This window comes from Pseudomonas sp., from assembly GCF_036387035.1.
GTDB lineage: Bacteria > Pseudomonadota > Gammaproteobacteria > Pseudomonadales > Pseudomonadaceae > Aquipseudomonas.
On record NZ_DASVUM010000248.1, the window covers coordinates 33,241 to 50,679 of the forward strand.

19 protein-coding genes, 1 tRNA gene and 1 pseudogene are annotated in these 17,439 nt (G+C 58.6%); 11 read left to right on the forward strand and 10 right to left on the reverse strand.

Annotated features, from left to right (window positions below; genetic code table 11):
• The first annotated feature begins 8 nt into the window (after positions 1 to 8).
• The 4 genes from pheT (at position 9) to VF672_RS22900 (ending at position 3,241) form a co-directional block, all read left to right on the forward strand.
• Positions 9 to 2,387, forward strand: coding sequence for a phenylalanine--tRNA ligase subunit beta (gene pheT, locus VF672_RS22885; protein WP_331107183.1), 2,379 nt, complete (start codon positions 9 to 11; stop codon positions 2,385 to 2,387).
• A 3-nt stretch (positions 2,388 to 2,390) separates the two neighbouring features.
• Complete coding sequence (gene ihfA / locus VF672_RS22890) at positions 2,391 to 2,693, forward strand: integration host factor subunit alpha (protein ID WP_002553164.1); 303 nt, start codon at positions 2,391 to 2,393, stop codon at positions 2,691 to 2,693.
• Complete coding sequence (locus VF672_RS22895) at positions 2,674 to 3,030, forward strand: MerR family transcriptional regulator (protein ID WP_074887387.1); 357 nt, start codon at positions 2,674 to 2,676, stop codon at positions 3,028 to 3,030. The genes ihfA and VF672_RS22895 overlap by 20 nt, the downstream gene beginning before the upstream one ends.
• A 134-nt stretch (positions 3,031 to 3,164) precedes the next feature.
• Positions 3,165 to 3,241 (forward strand) — tRNA-Pro (locus VF672_RS22900).
• Between the two features lie 400 nt (positions 3,242 to 3,641).
• Here VF672_RS22900 and VF672_RS22905 read toward each other — a convergent pair.
• The 6 genes from VF672_RS22905 to VF672_RS22930 form a co-directional block, all read right to left on the reverse strand.
• Entirely contained in the window at positions 3,642 to 3,866 is a 225-nt protein-coding gene (locus VF672_RS22905) for a DUF6555 family protein (protein ID WP_331107190.1), read from the reverse strand.
• Between the two features lie 86 nt (positions 3,867 to 3,952).
• Positions 3,953 to 4,189 (reverse strand): hypothetical protein, encoded by a 237-nt coding sequence (locus tag VF672_RS22910; protein ID WP_331107192.1) that lies wholly within the window; start codon positions 4,187 to 4,189, stop codon positions 3,953 to 3,955.
• A 24-nt stretch (positions 4,190 to 4,213) separates the two neighbouring features.
• On the reverse strand, positions 4,214 to 4,459 hold the full coding sequence (locus VF672_RS22915) for a hypothetical protein (RefSeq protein WP_331107194.1): 246 nt from the start codon (positions 4,457 to 4,459) through the stop codon (positions 4,214 to 4,216).
• Between the two features lie 113 nt (positions 4,460 to 4,572).
• A complete protein-coding gene (locus tag VF672_RS22920; protein ID WP_331107196.1) occupies positions 4,573 to 4,833 on the reverse strand; it encodes a hypothetical protein in 261 nt (86 codons plus the stop codon).
• A gap of 480 nt (positions 4,834 to 5,313) precedes the next feature.
• Positions 5,314 to 6,450, reverse strand: a complete 1,137-nt coding sequence (locus VF672_RS22925) for a sensor histidine kinase (protein ID WP_331107197.1) — start codon at positions 6,448 to 6,450, stop codon at positions 5,314 to 5,316.
• Positions 6,451 to 6,540: 90 nt separating this feature from the next.
• The gene (locus VF672_RS22930) at positions 6,541 to 7,029 is read right to left on the reverse strand and encodes a hypothetical protein (protein ID WP_331107199.1); all 489 of its coding nucleotides are present in this window, start codon (positions 7,027 to 7,029) and stop codon (positions 6,541 to 6,543) included.
• A gap of 279 nt (positions 7,030 to 7,308) precedes the next feature.
• On the opposite strand from VF672_RS22930, the gene VF672_RS22935 reads away from it, so the two are divergent.
• A complete protein-coding gene (locus tag VF672_RS22935) occupies positions 7,309 to 9,120 on the forward strand; it encodes an ABC transporter ATP-binding protein (protein ID WP_331107201.1) in 1,812 nt (603 codons plus the stop codon).
• A 94-nt stretch (positions 9,121 to 9,214) separates the two neighbouring features.
• Here the strand turns inward: VF672_RS22935 and VF672_RS22940 are convergent, their stop codons facing one another.
• Positions 9,215 to 9,802, reverse strand: a complete 588-nt coding sequence (locus VF672_RS22940; RefSeq protein ID WP_331107204.1) for a hypothetical protein — start codon at positions 9,800 to 9,802, stop codon at positions 9,215 to 9,217.
• 308 nt (positions 9,803 to 10,110) lie between these two features.
• Between VF672_RS22940 and VF672_RS22945 the strand changes: the two genes are divergently transcribed.
• Positions 10,111 to 11,439: a PAS domain-containing protein gene (locus VF672_RS22945; RefSeq protein WP_331107206.1), complete on the forward strand. Its 1,329-nt coding sequence runs from the start codon at positions 10,111 to 10,113 to the stop codon at positions 11,437 to 11,439.
• Positions 11,412 to 12,170: a response regulator gene (locus tag VF672_RS22950; RefSeq protein WP_331107208.1), complete on the forward strand. Its 759-nt coding sequence runs from the start codon at positions 11,412 to 11,414 to the stop codon at positions 12,168 to 12,170. Before VF672_RS22945 ends, VF672_RS22950 begins: the two co-directional genes overlap by 28 nt.
• A 122-nt stretch (positions 12,171 to 12,292) precedes the next feature.
• Here VF672_RS22950 and VF672_RS22955 read toward each other — a convergent pair whose 3' ends face one another.
• Positions 12,293 to 14,161 carry a bifunctional diguanylate cyclase/phosphodiesterase gene (locus tag VF672_RS22955; RefSeq protein ID WP_331107210.1) on the reverse strand — a complete coding sequence of 623 codons (1,869 nt, stop codon included), beginning with the start codon at positions 14,159 to 14,161 and terminating at the stop codon, positions 12,293 to 12,295.
• Between the two features lie 246 nt (positions 14,162 to 14,407).
• On the opposite strand from VF672_RS22955, the gene VF672_RS22960 reads away from it, so the two are divergent.
• A complete protein-coding gene (locus VF672_RS22960) occupies positions 14,408 to 14,893 on the forward strand; it encodes a hypothetical protein (RefSeq protein ID WP_331107213.1) in 486 nt (161 codons plus the stop codon).
• Positions 14,894 to 14,964: 71 nt separating this feature from the next.
• Here the strand turns inward: VF672_RS22960 and VF672_RS22965 are convergent, their stop codons facing one another.
• The gene (locus VF672_RS22965; RefSeq protein ID WP_331107215.1) at positions 14,965 to 15,189 is read right to left on the reverse strand and encodes a hypothetical protein; all 225 of its coding nucleotides are present in this window, start codon (positions 15,187 to 15,189) and stop codon (positions 14,965 to 14,967) included.
• Between the two features lie 631 nt (positions 15,190 to 15,820).
• Between VF672_RS22965 and VF672_RS22970 the strand changes: the two genes are divergently transcribed.
• On the forward strand, positions 15,821 to 16,039 hold the full coding sequence (locus VF672_RS22970) for a hypothetical protein (RefSeq protein ID WP_331107217.1): 219 nt from the start codon (positions 15,821 to 15,823) through the stop codon (positions 16,037 to 16,039).
• Between the two features lie 66 nt (positions 16,040 to 16,105).
• Here VF672_RS22970 and pseH read toward each other — a convergent pair whose 3' ends face one another.
• Positions 16,106 to 16,660 (reverse strand): UDP-4-amino-4,6-dideoxy-N-acetyl-beta-L-altrosamine N-acetyltransferase, encoded by a 555-nt coding sequence (gene pseH, locus VF672_RS22975; RefSeq protein ID WP_331107219.1) that lies wholly within the window; start codon positions 16,658 to 16,660, stop codon positions 16,106 to 16,108.
• 167 nt (positions 16,661 to 16,827) lie between these two features.
• Here pseH and VF672_RS22980 point away from each other — a divergent pair, with 167 nt between their 5' ends.
• Positions 16,828 to 17,160 carry a DUF883 family protein gene (locus tag VF672_RS22980; RefSeq protein WP_331107221.1) on the forward strand — a complete coding sequence of 111 codons (333 nt, stop codon included), beginning with the start codon at positions 16,828 to 16,830 and terminating at the stop codon, positions 17,158 to 17,160.
• 10 nt (positions 17,161 to 17,170) lie between these two features.
• Positions 17,171 to 17,439, forward strand: a pseudogene (locus tag VF672_RS22985) (hypothetical protein); the annotation flags it as partial.

Here is a 17,439-nt window from a genome sequence, read left to right on the forward strand (position 1 = left end):
AGAGCAGGATGAAATTCAGTGAACAATGGCTGCGCGGCTGGGTTAGCCCGCAGGTGCCCCGCGACGAGCTGGTTGCTCGTCTTTCGATGGCCGGCCTTGAAGTAGACAGCGTCACCCCGGCCGCCGGCGTGTTCAGCGGTGTTGTGGTAGGTGAGGTGCTGAGCACCGAACAACACCCGGACGCTGACAAACTGCGCGTTTGCCAGGTCAGCAACGGGACCGAAACCTTTCAGGTGGTGTGTGGCGCGCCAAACGTGCGCCCCGGCCTGAAGATCCCGTTTGCCATGATCGGCGCCGAGTTACCCGGTGATTTCAAGATCAAGAAAGCCAAGCTGCGGGGCGTCGAGTCCAACGGCATGCTCTGCTCGCAGTCCGAGTTGCAGGTGGGCGAGGGCAATGATGGCCTGATGGAGCTGCCCGCCAATGCGCCGGTGGGCCAGGACGTCCGCGTCTACCTGGAGCTGGACGATGCGAGCATCGAGGTCGACCTGACACCCAACCGTGGCGACTGCCTGTCGGTTGCCGGTCTGGCGCGTGAAGTGGGTGCGCTGTATGACGCAGTCGTCACACGACCGACGGTAGCGGTTGTCCCGGCGGTGCATGACGAAGTTCGTCCGGTGGACGTGCTCGCATCAGCGGCGTGCCCTCGCTATCTGGGCCGCGTTATCCGCAATGTCGACCTGTCACGTCCTACGCCGTTGTGGATGGTTGAGCGCCTGCGTCGCTCGGATGTCCGCAGCATCGACGCCGCGGTCGACATCACCAACTACGTGATGCTTGAGCTGGGCCAGCCACTGCATGCGTTCGACCTTGCCGAGATCAACGGCGGCATTCGCGTACGCATGGCTGAAGAAGGCGAGAAGCTGGTGCTGCTGGACGGCCAGGAAGTCAGCCTGCGCGCCGACACGCTGGTCATTGCCGACCATCAACGTGCCTTGGCCATTGCTGGTGTGATGGGTGGCGAGCACAGCGGTGTGTCCGCGACCACCCGCGACATCTTCCTCGAAAGCGCGTTTTTCGATCAGATTGCGGTTGCTGGCAAGGCGCGTTCCTATGGCCTGCACACCGACGCCTCACATCGCTACGAGCGCGGCGTTGACTGGCAACTGGCCCGTGAAGCGATGGAGCGCGCCACTGGCCTGCTTCTGGAGATAACAGGTGGCGAAGCCGGCCCGGTCATCGAGACCGTCAGCGATCAGCACCTGCCTTCGGTTGAGCCAATCATTCTGCGCGCTGAGCGTATCGAGCAAATGCTCGGCATGAAGATGGACGAAGCGCAAGTGGAGCGTCTGCTGACGGCGCTCGGCCTGACCGTCTCGGCTCATGCCAGCGGGCAATGGCACGTTGAAGTGCCAAGTCACCGCTTCGATATCACCCTGGAAGTCGATCTGATCGAAGAGCTGGCGCGCCTTTACGGCTACAACCGGCTGCCGGTTCGTTACCCGCAAGCACGTCTTGCACCGCAGCCGCGTGCCGAGGCTCAGAGCGATCTTCCTGCGTTGCGTCGTTTGCTGGTGGCGCGCGGTTACCAGGAGGCGATCACCTACAGTTTCATCGATCAGAAATGGTTCGAGCTGTTCAGCCCCGGGGTTGAACCGCTGCTGTTGGCCAACCCGATTTCAGCTGATATGTCGGCAATGCGTTCGTCCCTGTGGCCGGGTCTGGTGAAGTCGCTGCAACATAACCTCAATCGCCAGCAGGACCGTGTGCGCCTGTTCGAAAGTGGCCTGCGTTTCGTTGGTCAACTGGAAGGCCTCCAGCAAGAGCCCATGCTGGCTGGTGTGATCTGCGGCAGCCGCCTGCCGGAAGGCTGGGCGCAGGGGCGCGATGTTGTCGACTTCTTTGACGTCAAGGCTGACGTCGAAGCGGTGCTTGGCTTCGCTGGCGCCCAGGATGACTTCCGTTTCGTACCCGGAAGTCATCCTGCGCTGCACCCAGGCCAGACGGCTCGTATCGAGCGCGACGGACGGAAAGTCGGCTACATCGGCGCGCTGCACCCGGAACTGTCGAAGACGCTGGGTCTGGACCGGCCGGTGTTCGTATTCGAGCTGGTGCTCGCCGAAGTCGCCCTCGGCCGCCTGCCAAAATTCCACGAGCTTTCACGCTTCCCTGAAGTGCGTCGTGACTTGGCGCTGCTGGCCGATCGTGACGTTTCGTCGGCTGCCGTTATGGACGTTATTCGTGAGAATGCAGGCGAATGGCTCACAGACCTCAGGCTATTTGATGTTTATCAGGGTAAAGGCATTGATCCGCTTAGAAAAAGCCTTGCAGTCGGCTTGACCTGGCAACATCCATCGCGCACTCTTACCGACGATGAGGTAAACGCTTCGACGCAGCAAATTCTCACCTCGCTAGAGGAAAGGTTAAACGCCACGTTAAGGAAGTAGCGTATGGGGGCTCTGACGAAAGCTGAGATGGCCGAACGTCTGTACGAAGAGCTAGGCCTGAACAAACGAGAAGCCAAGGAATTGGTCGAGCTGTTTTTTGAGGAAATCAGGCACGCTCTGGAAGATAACGAGCAGGTCAAATTGTCCGGATTCGGCAACTTTGATTTGCGCGATAAACGCCAGCGACCGGGCCGAAATCCCAAAACAGGGGAAGAAATCCCGATTACAGCTCGCCGTGTGGTCACCTTTCGCCCAGGGCAGAAACTGAAGGCCCGAGTTGAGGCTTATGCTGGAACCAAGTCATAACGACGAGCTACCGCCTATCCCCGGCAAACGCTACTTCACCATTGGTGAAGTCAGCGAGCTCTGCGCGGTCAAACCGCACGTTTTGCGTTATTGGGAGCAGGAGTTTCCTCAACTCAACCCGGTCAAGCGCCGCGGAAACCGTCGGTATTATCAGCGGCAGGACGTGCTGATGATCCGCCAGATCCGCGCGTTGCTTTACGATCAGGGCTTCACCATTGGCGGTGCGCGTTTGCGTATGTCCAGCGATGAGGTCAAGGATGATTCGCTGCAGTACAAGCAGCTGATCAAACAAATGATCGTCGAGCTGGAAGATGTGCTGGTCGTTCTGCGTAAGTGAATTGACGCGGCAAGCTTGAATACTTCCATCTTTCAAAAGCTTAGGGTATATTCCTCGACGCTTTCGCAAGAAGCACAAGCTGCCTTGCAGTAAAACCTCAGTTGTCGCATCAGTCGTAAACAGTAACGCCTAGTCGGGGCGTAGCGCAGTCCGGTAGCGCACTAGCATGGGGTGCTAGGGGTCGAGTGTTCGAATCACTCCGTCCCGACCATAATTCCTAAAGGGAACCAGCCACTTACAGGCTTGGTTCCCTTTTTCGTTTCCGGCTTGCGCAAAATCCGCGGAAAACTATCCGGCTATTTCGCTGATGTCGGACTCCGCAATGGCCTCCGAGAATTAGACGAATTGACATCTGGCCAACAGCCTTGCCCTTCAATCTCCGCTGGAACCTGCGCAAGCCCCGGCAGACAGCCCGAGCGTGCCCTGGCGCGATCTGCTTAGGCCGAGGAGTTGCGGGAGATGCTCAAGTACGCCGACGCGGTTTACGGGCGCTTGTCGGAAGACCTCGCGTAGCGGGATTGGTCGAAGGCTGGCGGTCGGAAAAAAGGGAGTTCGAGATGTCGGCAGAACGCCGTGGCGGGTGGCGCCGCCAATGAGCCGGGGCTCGGCCGCTAAGCCTGAGTCCACCGCACCTCTGCAATGCCGTGCCGCTCAGCGAGCGGTTTGCTGACCACCTTCACTTGCTCGTGTCGGTATTTGGGAATGGGTGCAACCCCGGAATCCACCGCCGCCCAGTGCCAGGCTTCGGCATTACTCATCGTCGCTGTACTGACGTAAAAGCTCTTACCTGACCCGTTAAGAACATAGTCTATTCGGTAATGGGCGGAGTGCGGCATGGGCGTGCTTCCTTATTCCCGGAGTGACAATTCACGCTTATTCCGAAAATGTTGGGCGACGTTAGTTCCGGGTTTATCGCGACCAGTCATTCCTCCAGCGGTAGCCCATCCTTCTTTATCATCGGAAGCCAGGCATCAGCGGCTTCATTGACGGCGAACACAAGGACTTCAAATTGCGAAGCGTTGATGATTCCCAGTTCATACACCTGGCGGAGGTAGTCGATCGTCACCACAGCGTTGTGCTCTGCAAATGCATGGCTCGTTCCGTGGCGAATTGACTCCATCAGCCCATTCACGCGCTGAGTGACGCGCTCGGCTGTCATGGCCTTGTTCCGCAGCTGGCGCAGTCAATCATTTAGAAGACCATCGGCGTTCATGCCGGGATGATGGGTTTCCCAGTCGTGCAATGCATCTTGAGTTTGTGCCATCAGTTTCTGGAACTGGGTGTCTTCCAGAAACCCGAGGTCGTACAGCGAGGCAATATAGTAGCGAGCCTGGGCGGCATTGTACTGGGACAGCCCGTCGGACAAGGTGCCTATCGCACTGATCATGTCGAGCGCACGCGCAACCGCATCGGCGTTGGTCATCGGCATGGGGGATTCCTGGATGAATGAGAGATGCCAGCCATGTCGCGGATTTTACAAAAACACAACGCAGGGGGCTAGATGGCTTCAATGCCATCTCTCAGCCGCCCTTCAGCCGTTCGCTAGCTCAGCAAACTACGCATGCTCGCGCGGGTTACAAGCTCGCGCAACAAGATGAACTGCTGATCGTTCAATAGATTGAAATCATCAAGAGCCTGCAGGTACCCGCTAACTTGATCCAGCCTTTTGTCCAAGTGCGCCCGGCTTGGGGCCGTCTCAATCGTCTGCAAATACGAGCCCACTTGCTTCTCGGCGGCGGCCGTCAGTTGCAGTTCGCTCAGGACGAACAGGTCTTCCTGAAGACTGAAAACTTGCTTGATCATCTGGCGTCCTTAAGTGATGCCTAGATTGGTGGCGCCAGTCGACTACAGAGCCCTGGAAATTGGCGTGAGCATACCCGCATGGGGCACCGCGTGTATGAATAAGGCGCCACATTTGCTTAGCCTGGGCCAACTGGGCCCGGTAAGGTTTTCATAAAAACGGAATCTAGACCCCTGCGGCTGAAAAGGCGACGTCAGGCGTCCGACAACGCGTGCTCGCGGGCTTTGCGCTTGATGGGAGATCAAGGTCGGCGGACGCACTCCCAAGCGCGGCCAGAGATCTGCTTTTCCCAGTGTGCAGTTGAGCATAGACCGCTGAGCGAGTTGGGAGCCTGGACGTCGAGACGGCCGAAGACTAACGCATTACTTTTGACCAGCGACTTCCGAAGCGTACGGAACTACTCATTTGGCCCTGTTGATTATTTGCCCAGCTTCTGGTTTAAGGGCTTTTAAGGTGCCAGAGGTAGCTTGGCCCCGGGCTCCCTAGTCAGACAGGCATTTGAGTGGGATCCGAACGGTAAAGGTGGTCCCTGTTCCCGTTTTAGATATCACCTCGATAGTTCCTCCGTGGGCCTTTATGATCGCCGATGCGATGTACAGACCAAGTCCAAGGCCTGCGCCTGCGCCGTATTCCGTTTTATCGCCTTGAAGATGTCGAACCATGGGATTGAAGATGCTGGATACGATATCTTCCGCGATTGGAAGACCCTCGTTGTGTACCGAAAGGTGTGCAAAGCCATCTTGAGCGGCCAAGCTGACCGTTACCGGTCTGTCCTGTTCTCCGTGCTTTATGGCATTGCCTATCAGGTTGGAGATGACCTGCTCCATCCTCGACTTATCAAAGTGTGCGGGAAGACGCGGTTCAGAACGAAGATCGATCTGGCGATCAGGGTGATACGCCCGCGCCTCCTCTACCATAGCGTCGCAGGTCAGAGCCAGGTCCTCGCTCTCAAAGCGCACCGGAATTCCCGAGCCAAGCTGAGTACGGGTGAAATCCAGGAGGTCCCCGACAATTTTGATGGACCGACCTACGCTTGAATAAATACGTGTTACGTTCTTTGTCGCTTTAGGCGGAAGGTCGCCGCCGCGTAAAAGTACCTCTGCGCCAAGCGATATGGCCCCAAGCGGACTTCTCAGATCGTGTCCAAGGATGCCGAGGAATACATTTCTAGCCGCATCCACGGCGGTGGTATACGTCACCACGGACTCGGCCAGGGCTTGGTCGACTGCCTCGTTGAATCGGACGATATCAGAAACTTCCTGATCCTTTGTCACCGAATCTGGTGGCATCCACAGCACTAGCACACTGGTCCGAAGCGCTCGGTATTCAGCAATCATCTGTCCGATCGTAAACCCGGAAGACTGGCGAGTATCAGCATGTGTTTCTGCCGCCGTTGTACTCACCGAATCAATAGCCTCTCCATGGGATTTGATGATCCGGGCTTCATGGGTCTGGGTAGTCTTGAGATCGGCGGCAATTGTAAGCAGCATTTGCTCTGCGTGATCTCTTAGCGCCACCGAGTCCATGCCGGCGGAGGCCGGAGTCATTGTCTTTGCGAAGTCTTCCCACTGCTGAAGGATAGGCTCGATATTCTGGAGAATGAAATCAGCTAGACGCATTGAGGATTCCTGGTGGGAGAGGATTGGTCACCCTCAAGCACGTTCGGTGAATGGCGAGGCTACACGTAGCCGTGGTCCTTCGGGTATTTGTCAGGAGTGCTGTGTTTCATCTTTTTTCATGGCGCTGATGCGGCCAAGCGTCCAGAAGGAGATCCCAAAGAAGAGCAGCGAAAGCAGAACCCCGCCGCTCATGATGTAAAAACCCGGCCGATAGGTGTGCAGGTTGGCTGCGATGGCGCTGAACTCCGGAAACCAGCGCGAATAGAGTAGGGCGACATCCTGGTCAACGTCACAGTCTTGCTTCTCGCCGCATCGGCTGTCCAGGTATTCCCCTTCGTGAGACCGGTTATCCTGGTCCACGTAACGGTAGTGGACGATGTTGGCATCTGGGTTTCTCGGGATTTCTTCCAGCTGCGTGATCGTGCCGGTCACTTGGGCCCCAGTCCACCGAAGGGCGGCATAGGTCAAACCTTCGTGTCTCGCCATCGCGGCAAGTGCTAACAAAACGCAGCATGCGATGGTGAGCAGGACGACCCGGTTGTACAGATTGTCTCGTTCTGCCTCACGTGGATCAAACACGCAATGCTCCATGGCTTATTGGCGATCTGTAGCTATCGGCAATGAAAGCAAGAACTTGATCAGCATGGCTCGTCAGGGCCAGGGCGCTTATGTTCCGCTGCGTCCCCCCGTGACGTGCGTCTGTTCCACCCCCTTAAGGTGTTTTGCTCACTCCCACAGCAGTCTGAGCTGACCCGGCTCATCCGGGCAGCGCGCTGTAGCTGTCATCAACACCAGCGAAGCGTGTCGAACTACCCGGTACAATCCCCCGTCACCCCCCATCCGGAGCCTGCGCGTTTAATGTCGCTGTTCAATCGTCTGACTGCATTTTCAACCCAGAGCGGCAGGGCGGTCGGCCTTGTCTGGGCGACTTCCCGGCCCTTGTTCAGCGGTTTGATCGTGGCGACGCTGATCGCCGGCATGTTGCCCGCGCTTGCGGCCTGGATCGGCCAGCGGATCGTCGATGCGGTGGTTCAGGCGATGCAGATCCATGGCGATGGCGGCCAGGCGCCGTTATGGCCTGTCCTGCGTTACGTGTTGGCCGAGGCGGGCGTATTGGCATTGTTGGCCGCGGCGCAACGGGCGCTTTCAATGCAACAAGCGCTACTGCGGGTGCAGTTGGGGCAGAAGGTCAACCTGATGATTTTGGAAAAGGCTCAGACCTTATCGCTGCTGCAGTTCGAGGACTCGGCCTTCTACGACAAGCTGGTGCGCGTGCGGCGCGATGCATCGACCCGGCCACTGGGCCTCGTTACAAAAGGCCTGGGGCTTACGCAAAACCTTATTTCGCTGGTCAGCTTTGCGGTGTTGCTGGTGCATTTTTCCCCGTGGGCGCTGCTGATTCTGGTGCTTGGCGCGCTGCCGGTGTTCTTCGCCGAGACGCATTTTTCCGGTAATGCCTTCCGCCTGTTTCAGCGTCGCGCCCCGGAAACCCGCCAGCAAAATTACCTGGAATCATTGCTGTCCCACGAGGCGCACACCAAGGAAGTGAAGCTCTTCGGCATGGCGCCGTTGTTGCTGCAACGCTATCGCGACAATTTCATGCGCCTGTACGCCGAAGACCGCCGGCTCACCGTGCGACGCGACGTCTGGGGTTTTGCCCTTGGGCTGTTGGGCACTGCCGCGTTCTATGTGGCCTACGCGTGGGTGGTGCTGGACACCGTGCGCGGCCAGACCACACTGGGGCAGATGACCATGTACCTCGTGCTGTTCAAGCAAGGCCAGGTCGCCATCACTGCCAGCCTCAGCGCGATTGCCGGCTTGTACGAGGACGGCCTGTACCTGTCCGACCTCTACGAATACCTTGGGGTGCCGGTGGCCCCCATACGCGGCACGCTCAAGACCGGTGCACGCCCGGGCGACGGCTTGCGCTGCGAGCGCTTGGGATTCCGCTACCCGGGTGCCGCGCACCCCACGCTCAACGACATCAGCCTGCACCTGAAGCAGGGCATGAGCCTGGCGCTGGTGGGCGAAAACGGCTCGGGTAAAACCACGTTGATCAAACTGCTTACCCGACTCTATACGCCTGACGAAGGCCGGATCCTGCTGGACGGCAGCGATTTGCAGGACTGGGATGAACAGGCCTTGCACCAGCGGATCGGCGTGATCTTTCAGGACTACATCCGTTACCAGATGACCGTCGGCGAAAACCTTGGGGTGGGTGACGTCGAAGCGTTCGATGACCAGGACCGTTGGCGCGATGCGGCCACTCAAGGGATTGCCGCCGAATTTATTGAGCGCCTGAGCAACGGATACCACACGCAGCTGGGGCGCTGGTTCGTCGGTGGGCAGGAATTGTCAGGTGGGCAATGGCAAAAGGTCGCGCTGTCGAGGGCCTACATGCGCCGTGAGGCCGATCTGCTGATTCTGGACGAACCGACGGCCGCCCTCGACGCTGCGGCCGAGGCTGCCGTATTCGAGCACTTCCGCGCGTACGCCGAGGGGCGCATGACCTTGCTGATTTCTCACCGATTCTCCAGCGTGCGCAACGCTGATCACATTATCGTGCTGGATCAGGGCCGGATTCTGGAACAAGGCACCCACGAGCAGCTGATTGCTGGCGGCGGGCGCTATGCGAGCCTGTTCGACATCCAGGCGCGGGGGTATCGATAGCCGCCCCGGCTACCCGTTAACGAGGGAACAGGTCACGAAAAGTCACCTGCCTCTTGATTTGATCGGAGATCTACTGAGCGCCTCGACCCGCAGGCTATGAGAGGCGACTCAGGCGATCACGCAGAAGCAACCATGGACGTTCGCCATGCGCAACCTGGTGGCGGCAGTCTTCCTCGTGCACGAAGGCCTGGCCTCCCTCCCGTATTGGCTGCGCGCCTTCGCATACCACGCAACCCACCCAGCCATCACTCAAGATCATCCACCGTCTGGCCCAGTCCTTCATCGAGAGATCGCCCCTCATGAAGTCTGGAGCGCCGGTTCCAGGTCCCTTCAACCCGGGTAGCTCGCCATCATTCACCGCCTGGTGCCCGATGGGGCCCTGAATCGCCACATTGACTGCACTCTGGAATCGCCCGGTGCGCTCGAACGACGCGGCATGAAACAGCGTGCTCAGATCCTGGGCTTGATTAGCCGTCAGACTGTTGGCCTGACGGAGCAGACGCAGCGTGTCGCTGGCAAGCGCCAGCACTTGGGTCGTTTGCTCGAGGGAATTGGAAGCAAGAATCCGCTCCAAAAGCGTTCGAGCTTCCCTGTAAACGTTGGTTGGGAGGTCGAGCCGGCCGACGTCCTCCACAGCAAAGCCGGAAAATTGAGTGGTGCTCTCGTTGGCGCGCCTGTTCATAGCGGTTCCTGATGCGATTGAAGCGGTCTTATGCAAGAGGCTGTGAAGCCCACGAGAGTTCCGACATTCTCTAAATCTGTGACTGATGGGTGACAAGATAGTCCACATTTCAGCCAGCGGTACTGCGGTCTTGAGGTTGATGGACTGCAGTACGTCGGGTGCGTGCTTGCGAAACGGAACTCGGCGCAGCGTAGCGCAATCATTAGCGAACTGTTAAGCCGTTGAATAAGGGTCCCCGGCGTTTGTTGCGAACAAGTCTTCCATTTCGGACGCGAACGCCCGGGGCTAAGATCGTGGAGCCTGATTTGATGCTCGAAGACCGCAGCGAACTCGCCGCGCTGATCGTTGAAAAAGATTGGACAACAACCCCGCTCAATGACCGAGCAGACTGGCCCGGTAGCTTATCGACACTGGTGAGCCTGATGCTCGCGTCAGCCCAACCTATGTTCCTGGTCTGGGGCGCTTCGCAAGTTCTCCTGTACAACGATTCATATGCCGAGATTCTGGCCGACAAGCACCCGGGCGCGTTAGGACGTCCGTTTTTAGAGGTGTGGGACGAGATCAGGGGAGATCTTGCTTCGATTGTGGATGCCGCTTACATGGGTCAGCCTGTGCTCATGGACGACATAAAACTGATGATGCGTCGAAAAGGCTACTCGGAAGAGACGCACTTTTCGTTTTCCTATACGCCTTTTTTTGATCCCGCCGGGCACGTCCAGGGTTTCCTCGGTGTGTGCAGCGAGATAACCGGCCAGGTGGCTGCCGACCGTGAGCGAAAGCTGTTCGAGCAAGCGCTTCTACGCCTGAACGACTCGCTGGAATACCAGGTTTCGCAACGCACCGACGAGCTCAACCGACTCTGGAACACGTCCCCCGATCTGCTGCTGGTAATCGACTTCGACGGCATGTTCGTGCGAGTGAATCCAGCGTGGACACGGTTGTTGGGCTACACCCCGGACGAACTGATCAATCACCACGTTAATGAATTCGTCGTGCCCGATGATCATGTGGCTACGCAGCAGGCTTACCTGCACGCAGCGCAGGGCGGTTCGCCACGGCTGGTAAATTGCTACAGGCATAAAGACGGCAGCCACAGGTGGATATCATGGGTGGCCGCGCCGGCCGAGGAGCTAATATTCGCAACGGGGCGCGATATTACGGCTGAGAAACTGCAGGCTGACGCGCTGTCCCGTGCCGAAGAATCCTTGAGGCAATCTCAAAAGCTGGAGGCGATCGGCCAGCTAACGGGCGGCGTCGCGCACGACTTCAACAATCTCCTGACAGTCATCAAGTCCTCGACTGACATGCTTCGGCGGCCTGACGTGCCCGAGGCTCGGCGGCAGCGATACATCTCGGCGATTTCTACCACCGTCGACAGGGCCTCCAAGTTGACCGCCCAGCTGTTGGCATTTGCTCGGCGGCAGACGCTGAAGCCTGAGGTGTTCGCTGCTTGCGACAGCGTCCGCGGTCTTTCAACCATGATGGAGACGCTGACAGGTTCCCTGATTCGAATCACGACAGCGCTTCCAGAGCGCCGTTGTTACGTCGAAGCAGACCCAAGCCAGTTCGACACTGCCCTTGTGAACATGGCCCTGATGCGCGTGATGCGATGCAGGGCGAAGGGCAGCTCACGATAACTGTCGCAACAGTAGAAGCGATCCCGGGCGCAGATGCACTCGGCAAAGGCCCGTTTGTAGCCGTTTCGGTTGCAGACACAGGTATCGGTATCGCTGCGTCGAAGTTTGCTCAAATCTTCGAGCCCTTCTTCACCACCAAAAGCGTCGGCCATGGCACAGGTCTGGGACTGTCCCAGGTGTTCGGGTTTGCGAAGCAGTCGGGTGGCGAGGTGATGGTGGAAAGTGAGGTGGGGGTGGGAAGTGTGTTCACCTTATACCTGCCCAACGTCAGCGCCCCGGCAGGCATGAGTGCCAGGATTATCGAGGAAGCGACGCAATTTGTGGAAGGGCACGGCACGCGTGTTCTGGTGGTCGAGGACAACGCCGACGTCGGCAGTTTTGCTGTGCAGTCCCTGACGGACCTGGGCTATGTGCCCTTACTTGCGAGCAATGGGGAGCAGGCCCTGGCCGAGTTGGAGCCAAACGCGGACCGGTTCGACGTGGTTTTTTCCGACGTCGTCATGCCTGGGATGAATGGCATCGACTTGGCCCGCACGGTCCAGGAGCGCTTCCGCCATCTGCCGGTTTTGCTGGCTTCGGGTTACAGCCATGTCTTGGCGCAGAACGGGACGAACGGCTTTGAGCTTTTACAGAAGCCGTATTCGGTTGACCAACTTGCTCGTCTGCTGGGAAAGGTCATCGCCCGGCACACAAGGCAGCGAACAGCTTGTGACCCTATGGAAAACGCATAGCGATGCGGTTTTATCCGGGAATTGATTCGATAAGGACTTATGACCCGGAACCCGTCAGGGGTTAGCACAGCGGGACGACCCGGCTGCCGCAGCGTACTCGCCCGGCGCCGGGTCATTCGCCTTTACGCATGGCCATCCTGCATCTGCACGGCAGGGGCGAAGCGATAGCAGTTACGCCCCCCACGCTTGGCCTGGTACATGGCAGCGTCTGCGCTGGCCAGTAAGTGCTCGGGTGTGATCGATGCGTACGCCGGGCAGACGGCGACGCCTACGCTTGTCCCGATGCGGATCGTATGGCCTCGCATGTGAAAAGGCTGCATGAGGCTTGCGCACATGGCGCTGGCGATTCGCTCACAGGTGTCTTGCGCCTTCGCGCCTGACGCAATAACCACAAACTCATCACCGGCGAGCCGGCAGACGGTGTCCTGCTGGCGCACTTTCTGGCGCAGCCGCTCCGAGACTTGGCACAGCAGCTCGTCGCCGAGGTCGTGGCCATAGTCATCGTTGACCCGTTTGAAGCCATCCAGATCAAGAAAATACACCGAGAAGTCGGTGAGGCCACGCTGTGCCGAGTCCACGGCGTCGGTGAGCTTTTCCATGAGCGCCGCGCGGTTCGGCAGGCCGGTCAGGTGGTCAAGCAAAGCCCGGTCCGTCAGCGATTTCTCTTTGCGCTTTTGTTCGGTCACGTCCTGGGACATGACAAAGAACCCGACCACCGCCCCGTCTCGAACATCGGGAATATAGGTCGCGCGCCAGATCCGGCCATCCAGTTCGTCATAGCGAATGTCGTCCCGAGTGCTCCGATTGCCCGCCAGGGCACGGTTAAAATAGGGCAGCAGTTCGTCGAAGACCGGTGGCGTCAGTACGGTCTGAATAGACTTGCCACGAAGTGACAGCGGATCAACGTTGAAAATCTCCTGGTACCTGGCGTTGTTGAACACATAGCGCAGTTCCGAATCCACCTGCGCGATCAACATCGGAATGTTGTCAGCGATGGATTGCAAGGTTCGCTGACTCTGCACCAGGTCGAGGGTTCGTTCCGTCACGCGCCGTTCAAGTTCGTGCTGATAATTCTGGATGAGTGCTTCGCTGTGCTTGCGCGGGGTGATATCCAGAATCGCGGCAATGAGGTGCAGGGGAGCGCCCGCTGCGTCTCGTAATATCGCTACGTGCAAATCCACCCAAACCAGCGTTCCATCCTTGCGCACATAACGCTTTTCCAGCGCGTAGTTCTTGCGACGGCCCGCGATGAGGTCGGCAACCAACGCCAGATCTGCTTCGAGGTCGTCCGGGTGGGTGATTTCCTGAAACGTTCTGCAGATGAGTTCCTCTGCCGAGTAGCCTGTTATCTCGCAGAATTTGCGGTTCACTACCTCAAGACGTCCCGACAGATCGACGAGGGCCTTCCCGGTGGGCGTCTCTTCAAACACCGTGGCGAACCGCGTTTCACTGAGTGACCGAGCGCGGCGTTCGTCCTCGAAGACCGTCCGGGCCTGTCCGGCCATGCTGCCGTGAAACAGTTCTCGCTCCACCGCGCGGGCCAGGTCCTTCATCGCCGAGAGTGTGCTCGGCTTTATTGACCTTGGGCGGGTGTCGATCGCGCAGAGCGTACCCACGACGTAGCCGTCGCTGGAGCGCAACGGAATGCCGACGTAAAAGCGAACGAAGGGGGCGCCCACCACTAGCGGGTTGTCATGGAACCTGATATCGGTCGAGGCGTCCTCGATGATCAGCGCGCCATCCGCGTGCAGGGCATGGGCACAGAACGCTATATCCCGGGAGGTTTCACAAGCATCCATACCGACCCTGGACTTGAACCATTGCGTGTCGGCGTCCACCAGCGAAACCAGCGCAATGGGCACCTGGACCAGTTCGGCCAGCACGCGGGTGAACCGATCGAATCTCTCCGCAGGGGGCGTGTCGAGGATGTCCAGGCTGCGGAGAAACTCCAGACGCGCCGCTTCATTGATGGGATAGGGGGCAACCTGCATTGCGATAAATCCTGATGGCCGCCTGGTACGGGCGAACCTTCATAGGTCATCGGCAGATTCGGGATGGACTTGATGCGCCAGCGGTGACTGAAAACCCGCCGCCGCGGGGCGTTCAGCAAGGTGCGTGTGGAAATCTTCCGTTTCGCTTTGCAGTGGCGGGTGCACAGGAACAGTGCCACTATCCGGCTCGGCTCGGCTCGGCTCGTCTCAGATCACATCACATCACGGCCTATAAGGGAATTCTTGATGCTTCGTTCCATGTTAGCGATCGCAAGCTGCACCTTTGCTTCACTGTGCCTGGCGGATCTGCAAGGGCAGCCTCTTGATAAGACGTGCTCGATGCTGAATGACACCAAGCTGCGCGCTGGCCAATGGACCGTTTACGAGGACGGCCGCGAAGGTTGCCTTAGCGTGGTCAGGCCTGTGTCTGAAGGTCAGCCCGATGGTAACGAGATTTCCTTCCTTGCCGAAGGGAAGGGTGGCGTGGCCACACGCGTCAAACTGATCTTGAACGTCGCGTCGTCCTCTGGCGAAGATGCTGCGAAGAGAGAGCTGGTCAAGGCGACTAAACGGCTGTCCGTCCGGGCATTGGGTCGCTCCATTCCCCACGCGTTCGACGAAGCGATCATGCATGGGACGCCCATCAAGCTTGAAGTGGGCAGCGGTCAGGCAACACTCGGGCGGACGACGCCGTCAAAAGGCAGTTACGTCCTCTCGGTGATAATGGAGTGAAGGCGCGCCAAATTGCGCGAGCGTTGAGGTCGCGGCGGACAACTCAACGTCAGGATTTGTCGCCGCCAGCCTCAAGCGACCTTGGCAATCCGCAAAGCGGCGCTTTTGAGATAGCTGACAGACACTGACAGGCTGCCGACCTGACCTTCGATCAGCCTCAAATCCTCCTGACGGCAAACAGCGTTCTGAGCCCTGAGATAGAGCGCGTGACCATCGAGCACTTGCGAAAGAGATTCAAAGTAAGCAGCAGACTTTTCGATGTCCAGCTGCATGTCGCTCAGGCTTATAGTAGGCATGAAGGCTCCAGTGACGCTTATGAAGCAGGCGTCCTGGCCTGACGGGGTGGGTATCTGGTTTGCTCCCAGATCACCAGAGTATCGGATAGTTCCTGAAAAACTTTAGGCAGGTTCACGGCGGCGACGTTCTGCTGCCAGTGGGCACTCCAATCGACTGCCATTCATCCAGTCCCGGGCACTAATTGCCGTTGCGCTACCTCTGTCCTATAAGCGCAGATTTCCTGCGCCTTGTACTGGAGGTCATCATGGGTATCGAAGACAACGGGCCAGGGAACGCTTATCAAGGCCCCGCCGAGCCGGGTAGCGGGGAAGAAACCTACCCCGACACAAGTGAGGACTCGGGTACCGACTTAGACGAAGGCTCAGAGGAGGGTGAGGACGCCGCTACCGCAGCGCGGAACAAAGGCCTGGACGAGATGCCGATTCCCGACAATCCCCCTGTCGACGAAGCTGAAGAGACTCCTGGCCAATAGCCAGAAGGTGAAACCCCGGCTGTACCAGCAGACCCCACCGCGTGTGGGGTTTTTTGTCCACGCGAAAAACCTGATGCATACCTGCGCCATTCGTCGGAACGTCCGCACTATCAACGGGTTGGCTGATCAATGCAGTAGCCAAAAAAAACGGACCGATTATGCGACCTCACACTTTCGATATTCCTAACGCACTCGACCTGATCAGCGAGCTGGATCAGGCTACCGAGCAAATGATGGCCATCCCGGTGGAGCACATCGGCGGGGCACAGTGGGAAGAAGCGCGGGTCAGGCAACAGAGCGCCTTCCGCAAATGGCGGGACTATCTGTATCGCAAAGCCGACGAACGTCCGGCCGTGCGGTTATTGAACATCGCCTGATCGGCGACTACTCAAGGCCACGCCACGCGTCGATGGTTTGGCCGGGCACCAAACCTGACGCATGATCTAGCGACGTCCGGCCAGTCTCTCCACCGCCGACAGCACCTTGGGCCGCTGCGCGTCCCACTCACCCTTGGTGATGCCTAGCAACACCACGCCAATGCGCCTGCCGTCGCGAACGATGTTTTGCCGTCGCACGCCCTCGATCACGAAACCGAACTTCTGGTGCATCTTGATCACCGCCGGGTTGGTCTCCAGCACTTCGCAGTTGAGTTTCTCTAGCCCCGCGGCACCGAACGCGTGGTCGAGCATCCACATCTCCACCTGACTGCCAAGGCCTTTGCCCTGTAGCGAGGTGTCGAGATAGAAGGCCCAGTCTGCGGTGCCGTGTGCAGTGTTGATCGCGCTCAGCGACACCACGCCCACCGGCGCGTTCTGGATCACAACGGCGTAAACCTGCTGCCGTGAACTGTTACGCAGCCCCTCAAGCCAGTTCTGGTGCTCGGCCTCGCTGATCTCGTGGTCCGTGTACATGAACGTGCGCACCCCTGGCTGATTACGCAGGTGGCGGACGTAGGCTTGTTGGTCAACGGGCAGTTCGAGGATCGGCACAACGTTCATGGGGTCCCTTCTAAACACATCAAACGGCTATCGAATGTCGTCTCAGGCCGCGGGCGAGCGGCGCTTGAGGACTTCCTGTGCGGTAACTGGCGGATTTTTCATCATTGCTGGAACGAAACGACTGGCGCTTCAGTCAACCCTTCTCACACCCAGGAAGCAGAATGATCATGGCAAGCGATATCACAGAAAAACTGCGTGACGATCTTTATCAGAAAACCCGTTCCGAGCTGAACACTTTTCTCGATGAGACCAACGCCTTGCTGGCGGCAGGGGATGCCCTGAACGAAGATCGCACGACCCAGGCGCGTGAGCGGCTCAAGGATTTTCTCGCTCGTGGCACCAGCCCGGTGACCGAGATCGAACTCGCTGCACAACCTGCGCTGACCCGCGCGGTGGGCACCGCCAAGTCCTACGTGACGACTCATCCATGGGCCGCCGTAGGTGTCGCTGCAGGCTTGGGCCTGGTGGCCAGTCTGCTGCTCAAACGCAACAGGGATTGAGGAGGCCATTGTGGTTCGCCGTCGATTTCCGGTGGATCCGTTAAGTCCGACCAGCGGCCGGCTTGCGTTCGCCGGCCTTTGCACACCCGTCATTTACCCTCGTTACCGGCTGGTACTGTTCATGGCGGGTACCGTAGCGGACGATGGATTCGGCACCGCACTGGCGCCGGCCAAGGTCTTGCGCAAGCATAAATGGGGGATACGCATGAATGTCGACGAAGACACTGTTCGTCAGTTGGCCCAATTGATCTGGGAAACCGAAGGCAAGCCTGAAGGGCA